At 69.7% G+C, this 8,528-nt stretch carries 8 protein-coding genes and 3 tRNA genes; 6 read left to right on the top strand and 5 right to left on the bottom strand.

Translation table 11 applies throughout. The features are described 5' to 3' along the window. Window positions 1-37: 37 nt before the first annotated feature. Window positions 38-337, bottom strand: coding sequence for a YtxH domain-containing protein (locus K6I34_RS25470; protein WP_229328840.1), 300 nt, complete (start codon window positions 335-337; stop codon window positions 38-40). Between the two features lie 208 nt (window positions 338-545). Between K6I34_RS25470 and K6I34_RS25465 the strand changes: the two genes are divergently transcribed. From K6I34_RS25465 to K6I34_RS25445, 5 genes are all read left to right on the top strand, one after another. Continuing rightward, window positions 546-618, top strand: a tRNA-Asn gene (locus K6I34_RS25465). Between the two features lie 5 nt (window positions 619-623). Then, a tRNA-Asn gene (locus tag K6I34_RS25460) sits at window positions 624-699 on the top strand. A gap of 179 nt (window positions 700-878) precedes the next feature. Continuing rightward, window positions 879-955 (top strand) — tRNA-Ile (locus K6I34_RS25455). A 127-nt stretch (window positions 956-1,082) separates the two neighbouring features. Further along, window positions 1,083-1,367: a hypothetical protein gene (locus K6I34_RS25450; RefSeq protein WP_229328830.1), complete on the top strand. Its 285-nt coding sequence runs from the start codon at window positions 1,083-1,085 to the stop codon at window positions 1,365-1,367. Then, window positions 1,349-1,762: a PIN domain-containing protein gene (locus K6I34_RS25445; RefSeq protein ID WP_229328828.1), complete on the top strand. Its 414-nt coding sequence runs from the start codon at window positions 1,349-1,351 to the stop codon at window positions 1,760-1,762. The genes K6I34_RS25450 and K6I34_RS25445 overlap by 19 nt, the downstream gene beginning before the upstream one ends. Window positions 1,763-1,838: 76 nt before the next feature. On the opposite strand, the gene K6I34_RS25440 is transcribed toward K6I34_RS25445, so the two are convergent. The 3 genes from K6I34_RS25440 to K6I34_RS25430 all read right to left on the bottom strand — a co-directional run bounded on the left by K6I34_RS25440 (window position 1,839) and on the right by K6I34_RS25430 (window position 6,655). Continuing rightward, window positions 1,839-3,776 carry a hypothetical protein gene (locus K6I34_RS25440; RefSeq protein WP_229328826.1) on the bottom strand — a complete coding sequence of 646 codons (1,938 nt, stop codon included), beginning with the start codon at window positions 3,774-3,776 and terminating at the stop codon, window positions 1,839-1,841. Further along, complete coding sequence (locus K6I34_RS25435) at window positions 3,773-4,663, bottom strand: nucleotidyltransferase domain-containing protein (RefSeq protein ID WP_229328825.1); 891 nt, start codon at window positions 4,661-4,663, stop codon at window positions 3,773-3,775. Before K6I34_RS25435 ends, K6I34_RS25440 begins: the two co-directional genes overlap by 4 nt. Window positions 4,664-4,771: 108 nt before the next feature. Next, window positions 4,772-6,655, bottom strand: coding sequence for a potassium transporter TrkA (locus tag K6I34_RS25430; RefSeq protein WP_229328823.1), 1,884 nt, complete (start codon window positions 6,653-6,655; stop codon window positions 4,772-4,774). A gap of 188 nt (window positions 6,656-6,843) precedes the next feature. Between K6I34_RS25430 and K6I34_RS25425 the strand changes: the two genes are divergently transcribed. Beyond that, window positions 6,844-7,566 (top strand): HNH endonuclease family protein, encoded by a 723-nt coding sequence (locus K6I34_RS25425; protein ID WP_308294057.1) that lies wholly within the window; start codon window positions 6,844-6,846, stop codon window positions 7,564-7,566. Between the two features lie 155 nt (window positions 7,567-7,721). On the opposite strand, the gene K6I34_RS25420 is transcribed toward K6I34_RS25425, so the two are convergent. Then, complete coding sequence (locus K6I34_RS25420; protein ID WP_229328822.1) at window positions 7,722-8,360, bottom strand: hypothetical protein; 639 nt, start codon at window positions 8,358-8,360, stop codon at window positions 7,722-7,724. Window positions 8,361-8,528: the final 168 nt, after the last annotated feature.

Here is an 8,528-nt window from a genome sequence, read left to right as displayed (position 1 = left end):
GGACCGGGTCAGGGGAGGGGTCGGGGCAGGCGCTGGATCAGGTGTTGCTCGTGCCCCACTCGTCCTCGTCGGCGGCGCGCTGCTCGCGCAGGGAGCGGACCCGTTCGCCCACCGAGGGCGGCAGGCGATCGCCGACCCGGTCGGCGGCCCTCTCGAACACCTTGGAGGCGATGGCCCGGCCGTTCTGGGCGGCCGACTCCACGGTGTTGCGCACGGCCGGGTTCTGCGCGACCCGCTGCGCTCCCTTGCGCAGCTGTTCATACCGCTCGCGGCCGGCTCGCGCGCCGAGCACGTACCCGACGGCTGCCCCGATGACGAACGTCAGCCGGTACCGCATCACGCTCCACCCTTCCCTTTGGTCCCTCGTGCCCCACACGTCTCGTGGTGCCGCCGGGCTGTGCTCGGCGCCTACCCGCCGGGTGCGAAGGTCACTCCCGGGGTACCGATTGGCGGAGCACCCCCCTGCTTGCGCTAATGTATGTCTCGCAGCGAGCGCCCGCCGCCCCGGAGACAGGGAGGCAGGGCATTCGAGGCACACGCGACATTCCCCTGTAGCTCAATTGGCAGAGCAGCCGGCTGTTAACCGGCAGGTTACTGGTTCGAGTCCAGTCGGGGGAGCGCGATCCCCTGTAGCTCAATTGGCAGAGCAGCCGACTGTTAATCGGCAGGTTACTGGTTCGAGTCCAGTCGGGGGAGCCAGCAGGACAGGACCCCTCGACAGGGGTCCTTTTTTGCATCTGGGGGGAACCAAACACAGGGTGATCGAAGTCCTCAAGGTCAGGTCGGTCACGTGATGGGCCCCCACCAGGGCAGCAGATCGTATGAGCGGCTATGCTGCGGCAGACGGCGCGCACAGTTGTGCGCGACGCGCCGTGAACGGGGCGGTAGCTCAGCCGGTTAGAGCAGCGGACTCATAATCCGTCGGCCGTGGGTTCGAGTCCCACCCGCCCCACCACGCGGCACAGGTGCAGAAACGATCTGGCCTGGTCATAGAACGCCCTGGCTGGTCTCGACCAGCCAGGGCGTCGTGCTGTCCGGCCAGGAGCGCTTGCCTTTTCCTACTCGTTTGACACAATCGCTGTATGTCCGAGGCGTCGTACAGCATCGGTGAGGGCCCGGCGACGCGGGTGAGCCTGTCGCTCCCGGAGGGGACGGCCGAGGCGATCCGTGCACGGGTCGGCAAGCGTGAGTTTTCCGCGTTCATCACGGCCGCGGTCGAGAGGGAACTGCGCGGTCAGGTCCTGGACGACTATCTGGCCGACTACGAGCAGAGGAAGGGACCGCTGCCCGAGCCGGTACGCGAGCGTGCGCGGAAAGTTTTCGACGAGGTGTTCGCCGAGGAAGACCAGTGGCCCGTCGCAGGCTGAGCCACGACGGGACGCTCGTCCTCGACAGCGAAGGGCTGTCCAAACTCTTGGGCGACGATGAGCACGTGGTCGCCCTGGTCACCGAGGCACGGCGACGGGGCATGGAAGTGGTGATCTGCGCGCTCACCATCATCGAGGCAGTGCACGCCCGGACGAACAGAGCGCGGCTGAGCTGGCTGCTGTCAGGGCTGCGGGTGGTCCCGGTGGGTGACGAGGAGGCGAAGGCCGCCTCGTCACTTCTGATGGCGGCCGGCCTCCACGGCCACAAGTACGCCATCGACGCCGCAGTGGCCGAGACGGCTCTGCGTCAGCAGCGCCCTGTGGTGATGCTGACCTCTGACATCGACGACATGACCAAGCTGTGTGGCGACCGGGTCCGCCTCGTCGCAGTGTGAGCCTTCCCATGGCGGTCCGCTGGACGGTGATGGCGACGGTCACTGGAGTCGGCCCGGTTGCGACATGTCCCGCTGCTCAGCGGGTACCTGGCGGTTTGGGCCAAAGCGCGCCTGTGCAAGCCGCGTCCAGAAGGTCGCCCAGGCGTAGCCAGGCTGTGGCACCGGCGTGGCTGGCCGGGGAGTTCACGAACCGCTTCCAGGCATCTTCATCCGTACCCAGCGCGGCGAACACCACGGAGACCACCGCAGGGTGGGCGCTGTCGTAACGATCGCCCCGGGCGCGCAGGGCCGACCATGCCGGAAGGGCGCGTACGAGTTCGGGGCCGGTGCCCGGCCGGTTCAGGAGCATCCGGGTCCACGCTTCGCGCCACGACGGTCCGCCGCCCAGCTCCTTTCGCAGGTCGGTGGTCAGACGAAGCAGTACGGACTCTGCCGAGCTGTGCCTTCTCAGCACATCGGCAAGGACGGTACTGGAGCGGCAGCCGCTCGCGGCGAGGGAGAGAAGCGCCTTCTCCACGAGCGAGTCGTCACCGGGATGCCGGTCCAGATACGCGCTCAGGGCCTGCTCCTGGACGGCCGCCAGCTCGCGTACCGTCACGCTCTTCGGATCCCCGAGCGCGACACGGCGCCAGGAGCCGGCCTCCGGGGGCGGATCGGCCAGGATCCGCTCCACCTGGCCGAGGATTTCCTCGATGCGCCTGACCTCGTCGTAGCGGGGACGGGCGCTCGGGTGATGGCGGCTCAGCCGGGTCCGCGCATCCCGGATGATCGGACGGATACCGGATACGACGTCCTCGGTGACAGCGGGGAGGTGGAGCAGCATGTCCCGGACCCAGCCCACATCGTCCGGGGTGATGGCCGAATAACGGTCACGCGGCTCCCAGTAGGGAAGAGCACGGGCAGCGGTCTCCGCGAAGAGTGCCGCCAGCGCGGCGAGGGTTTCGGCCGGTGCGCGCCACTCGACCTCTCGGTAGCCGTCCTTGGCCTGTGCCGGGTTGAGGAGGTGGTGCCAGGTATCCGATGCCGAGCTCTGTGCCCAGTGGACCGGGGCGCGACATCCCCAGTCCAGTAGATACGTGCTGGTTCTGGTCAGGGACTCCCGGAAGTGGGTGCGCTGCTCCTCTGGCAAGGCCGTCAGCTCCGAGGCCAGGCGGTCGAGAATCTCTTCCTGGTCCGCTCCGTCCCGGCGCATGCGGCAGCCCTGGGCCAGCAGGACATTGAAGTGGAACCGTTCGAGGTCGGCCTTGGCGAGTTCGGTCAGCAGCGCCGGATCGACCGTCCACGGTATGACGCCGAGCAGTACGTCGTGGATCGGCCGCCCGGCGGTGCCGTCGCTTGCCCACTCGACGAACTGCCGCTGCCGGTCGGGGTGCCGGGTGAGTACCCGGCGCCACATGCTCTCCCATGCGCGGTGTGCGGCCTTATGCCTGTCCAGCCACGCTTCGGTGTCCTCACCGCTCTGTGGCGCCTCGCTGTGGGGCGCCGTGGGCAGGACGTCGCGAGCTGCTTCGAAAACGAGGTCGTGCAGTCGGCCCTGCGCGAACATGACCTGGGCCGGAGTGGGCTTCTCCAGCAGATCGGGCGTCATGGGAAGAGGAGTGGTGCCGCTGAGGGATCTCAGTGTCCGCGCGACGGCCGATGCCAGCCGGTCGTCGGCGCTCGGGCCGGCGAGCAGGGCGAGCTGGTGCGGGGAGCACTGTTTCAGCACTTGGTCACGGAGCGACGTGGTACACGACGGGTGTCCGAGGGCACGTACCGCCAGGCTCAGCGACGTGTCGAAGTAGTAGGGTTCCTGCGCTCGTTCCAGGTCCGCCGCCACGGCTGCTTCCAGCAGCCACCCAGGCGCTTCTTCCGCGTAGGGGCCTGACAGCAGGGCTTCGGCGAGGGCGGAACGGTCCGGTCGGGACTGCGCCGACCTCAGGTGTTCTCCCGCGATCCGCACCACTGGCTCATCTGCTCCGCGACCTGCCAGAGCCGTGCAGAGGAACTCGGCGGGGAGCAAGGGGGCCTTCATGATGAGCGCTCCTGGAGATTCGCCTGTGCCCCTGGACGTATCAGCAGGGCGTGGAGTGGCTTGGTGCGAGTGGGATCGAGGACTTCGAGCCAGCCGTCGCCGTCGGCCAGACGGTGGGGGATGGCCCGGTAGTGACGCCACTTCCAGTTGATCCACCAGCGAGGTTCGACGAGCTCGCCCCGCGTGGACGCGGGAAGCTGCTCGCCTGCAAGCTCGATGTCACAGAGGTCGGCGCCCAGGCTCCTCAAGTGATTCAGGGAGGCAAGCGCGGCGCGGCGCAGCGGGCTGTCGGCTTTCCACCGGTCGTCGATCGCCCATGCCGTCGTGCGCCCCAAGGGCATGACCTGGTTGTCCGGGAGAGTGAGGCGCGAGACCGTGATCCGGCCAGTTTTCCTCCACTCGATCACGTCATGGCGGACCGCTCGCGGAATGTGCCGGTCAAGTCCCTCGAATTCTTCGATCATGTCGTCGCGTGGTGCCCGGCCGGCGTCCGGGTCCTCCTCGATGGAGCGCAGCACAGAGAGCGATTGCTCCAAGCTGTCGCCGCGGCGCCACAACGGAAGCATGCGGGCGCCTTCCTGTTCCAGATGTTCACGCTCCGAGGCGTCCCACAGGAACTGGATTCCGCGTCGGCGCCCGATCAGAGCCTGACGCAGGTCGACATGAGGGTCCCTGCCCGAGGAGACCATGAAGGAGACGAATCGGGCGTTCATCTCTTTGTCCCGGTGGTAGCCGACCGCCACATCGACGTCGTTCGGCTCCAGGGCCCCTCGCGCGTACGAACCGAACAGATACACCGCGTCGACCAGGCACAAAGGCCATTCCTGCCCCTCGTCGAGGCGTCGCAGCATGTCTTCCAGTAACGCGGTGGCACGCTCTCGCTTCACCAAGTCCCTCCCCACTTGTGCGCATTCGGGACAAGCGTAGGGTCAACCACTGACATGGCCGGGGAAGCCGCAGGCCAGGGGACCGGGGCGGCCCACTTCCCCAGCGGTTCAGCTCTCCGCCAGGACGATGACGTGGTCGTCCTCGCCCAGGGTCAGGGGTTCGCCCTTCGGGGGGTTGAGGTGGACGCCGTAGGACGGGGGGCGGTCTCCCTCGTGGCTCAGGCGGTAGCCGATGGCGGTCTCGCCGCGGAGGCGGGCCGCGGCGACGACCGTGGTGAAGTTGGCCTCGGCGCCCGGGCGGAGGTAGCGCGGTGCGGGCTTGAGGTAGATCTCCGAGCCGGCCGGGTCGAAGAGGTCGGCGAAGACGGCGTGCAGGTCGGGGTTCTCCGCCAGCTGGGTCAGCAGCAGACAGGTCAGCTTGGTGCTGACGATGAAGTCGTCGGCCTTGGTGACCTGAGCCACTTCGCGGTTGCTGTCGATGTTCATCTCCGTGACGATCGAGTACGGGTCGCCGAGGCCCACCTCGATGTCGCGCAGGTGCAGCAGGGTCACCAGCGTCCGGTCGTCCGCGAGTCCGGGGTCGGTGGACTCGTCCGCGAGCACGACGATGTGCCGGTAGCCGCCGAGGTCGAGCGACTCCAGGGCCTTCCTGCTGGTCGGGTCGCAGTACTGGTAGTCCATCGTCAGGTGCTCGTACGCGGCCGTCAGGCCCTCGGCGGGGTGTACGGGCGCGGCGACGTCGACGGCCGAGCCGGGGCAGGCGAGCTGGTCCAGCAGCGCGACGATCTTCGGGGCGCGGGAGTTCCAGCCGATCAGCAGGGTGCGGTCCGGGGCGGGTGGTGTGCCCGGTACGGAGACGATCGCGGAGGCGATCACGGGCGGGAGCGTGCCGCCGGGGTCGGCGAGCCGGATGAAGACGTCGTCCTCGGCGATGAGGATCACGTCGTCGGCCGGGCCGATCACCGTGTCCATCGGCGGGTTGACCAGCACCGAGCCGTCCGGCCCGCGCAGCCCGGCGGGGATGCCCAGGGCGTAGCGGTCCAGCGCCTCGCCGTAGGTCAGGCCCGCCAGCGACGGCTCGTGCCGGATGTAGAACTCGTTGCCGATGAAGCTGAGCAGCTCGTCGCAGACCGCCGACAGGCCGGACTGCCGGTGCGACTGCGCCACGAGCCGGACGGCGAAGTCGTCCGCGTCGATCACCAGGCCGCCGTCGCCCGCCGCGATCCGGGCGACGGCGAGGTTGTCCGACTCCTGCACCGCCGCGACCACCGGCGGCCGGGGGCCCGTCCAGGGCCGGTTGTTCAGCAGCAGCAACACCTTGATGACCTGGGTGTCGCGGTCCTCGCCGACCGGCGGCAGCACCAGGACCGCCTTGGCCTCATCGGGGCTCACCAGCTCCAGGTCCGCCCGCTTCAGGGGGCTTCCGGACCGGCAGATCACATGGGTGCGGCCCGTGTCGGGCACGCGCAGCCGGATCTGCTCGTCCATGTCGACCTTGTCCACGTCGGCGAGGATCACCACGCACGAGCGGCGCTCGCTCTGATTGGCCTCCACCAGCTCCGCGACCACCGTGAACACCTGCTCCGACCAGCCCAGCACGATCGTGTGGCCCCGCTCCAGCAGCTGTGAGCGGCCCTTGCGCAGCCGCTGGATGCGGTGGTCGAGGCCCGTGGTCAGCACACCGATGAGCGCGCTGACGATGAAGATCCCGCCGATGGTCGCCGTCAGCATCAGCAGCAGGAACAGCGGCGCGCCCTTGTCGCCGCCCATCGTGCCGGGGTCGAGGGTGCGCAGCATGCTCATCCACGCCACGCCCGCCCAGCCGCCGTTGGCCTCGGTGTCCTCGTCCGTGAAGGCCACCACCAGCACGGTGACCACCGCGATCAGAACGACCGAGGCGAGCCCCAGCCAGCCGATCAGGGCGGGCGTGCCCCGGTCCATGGTGCTGTCGAACCAGTACCGCAGCCGGCCCCGCAGACGGATGCGCGTCATCGCCACCGCCCTCCGGCCCCGGCGGGGCCTCCCGGCACCCGGTGGCGGGAGCTGACGGACCGTGAGTGATCATTTAAGGGGCCGCGGTGGGGCGATTCGTCCCGTACGGCCCGTCCTGACGCGTATTCCGATCCCCATGCCGATCCCCATACCGATACCGATTCCGAGATGAAACGAGGCCGGTTCCCGTGAACTCCCGCACCCCCCGTACAGCCCTCGCCCTGGTCCTGCTGGGCGCCGTGCTCGCGGGCTGCTCCACGTCCCACGACGACGGCGGCGACAAGGGGAAGCCGGGCACGGCGCGGGCGGCGCTCGGCGAGCTGCCGGTGAAGAAGGCCGCCTCGAAGGACGGCTACGACCGCGAGGGGAAGTTCGGGTCCGCCTGGTCGGACTCGACGAGCGCCCCCGGCTCGGGGAACTCCTGCGACACCCGCAACGACATACTGGCCCGCGACCTGAAGGACACGCGGTTCAAGGGCGGGTCGAAGTGCGTGATAGACGGCGGGACGCTGGACGACCCGTACACGGGCCGGAAGATCCGCTTCCAGCGCGGGCCGAAGACCTCCTCCGCGGTCCAGATCGACCACCTCGTGGCCCTGTCGAACGCGTGGCAGACGGGCGCGCGGAAGCTGAGCCAGTCCCGGCGCGAGGCCCTCGCCAACGACCCCCTCAACCTCGTCTCCGCGGACGGCCCGGCCAACATGGGCAAGGGGGACAAGGACGCGGCGGCGTGGCTGCCCGCGAACAAGGGCTTCCAGTGCGCCTACGTCGCGCGGCAGATCGCGGTGAAGAAGGAGTACAGGCTCTGGGTGACGGACGACGAGCGCAAGGCGATGGACAAGGTGCTGGACACCTGCCCGGACGAGCCGCTGCCGACGGGCGGTACGCGGGGCGTGGCACTGAAGTCGTAACGGGTGCCGGGCGGCGACGGCGCCGCCCGGCACTCTCTGCGGTACGTCCTGCGGTACGTCCTGTCGTTCCTCGTGCGGTGTCCCTCGGGGCGTTTCCCGCGGTGCCTTCCGTGGCGTCCCCCGGGACGCCCCTCGGGGCGGGCGTCGCGCCGGGCTCAACGGCGGGTCTCCCGCAGGGCCGAGTGCAGGAACGGGAGCACGCCCCGTTCCAGCAGCGCCTGCTGCCACACGCGGCGCGAGCGGGAGACCTCGGTCTCCGGCTCCTCCGGCGGCTCCCCGTCCTCCTCCTGGGCGGGCCGCTGCCGCACCGCCGTGAGCAGCAGCGCGCCTATCGACACCACCGCCGCCACGACCGCGATGACCGCGGTCGTCCAGCCCGCGGTCACCAGGCCGTCCGCCAGGTGCTCCTGAGTGCCCGTGAGCCGGAGGCCGTAGCCGAGCAGGAGGAAGGCCGCGGCGGCCACCGCGGCCAGCGTCGGCACGAGCACGCCCAGCGCTCCGAGCAGCCCGCCCGCGTCGGGGCCGGACGCCGTGGCGTCCGCCGCCGGCGCCGGTTCCTGCCCGGCGACGGCGGTGCGCTGCTTGAGGTAGTCGCGGTACTCGTCGGCCGCCGTGGCCGCGATCTCCGCGCGGGCGCGCAGCGCCATGGAGCGCAACTGCTCCACGCTCACCGGCGCCTTGGCCGTCCCCGCGCCCCGCACCGCGTCCCTGATCTCCGGGAAGTGCAGGGCCTGTTGTACGACATACTCGAAGTCGGGTGTGTCCTCGATCCGAAGGTGGTCAAGACTGTCCATGGGCGCCCCCGGTGCCAGTGGGTCCGTTGTCGTCCTGTCCGCCGCGCACTGCCGGGCGCGTGCCCGGTGCCGGCCAGGCGGACCCCATGACACTTCCCTACTTGCGCAACCTCTAAAGTGTTGCGCACGGACCGGGACCGCGCGGTGGGCCCGCGGGCGGCGGGGGGT

It is taken from the genome of Streptomyces sp. UNOC14_S4, from assembly GCF_020740835.1.
Taxonomy (GTDB): Bacteria; Actinomycetota; Actinomycetes; order Streptomycetales; family Streptomycetaceae; genus Streptomyces.
The sequence above is the reverse complement of the archived record's forward strand: the minus strand, read 5'-3'. Positions and strand labels throughout refer to the sequence as shown.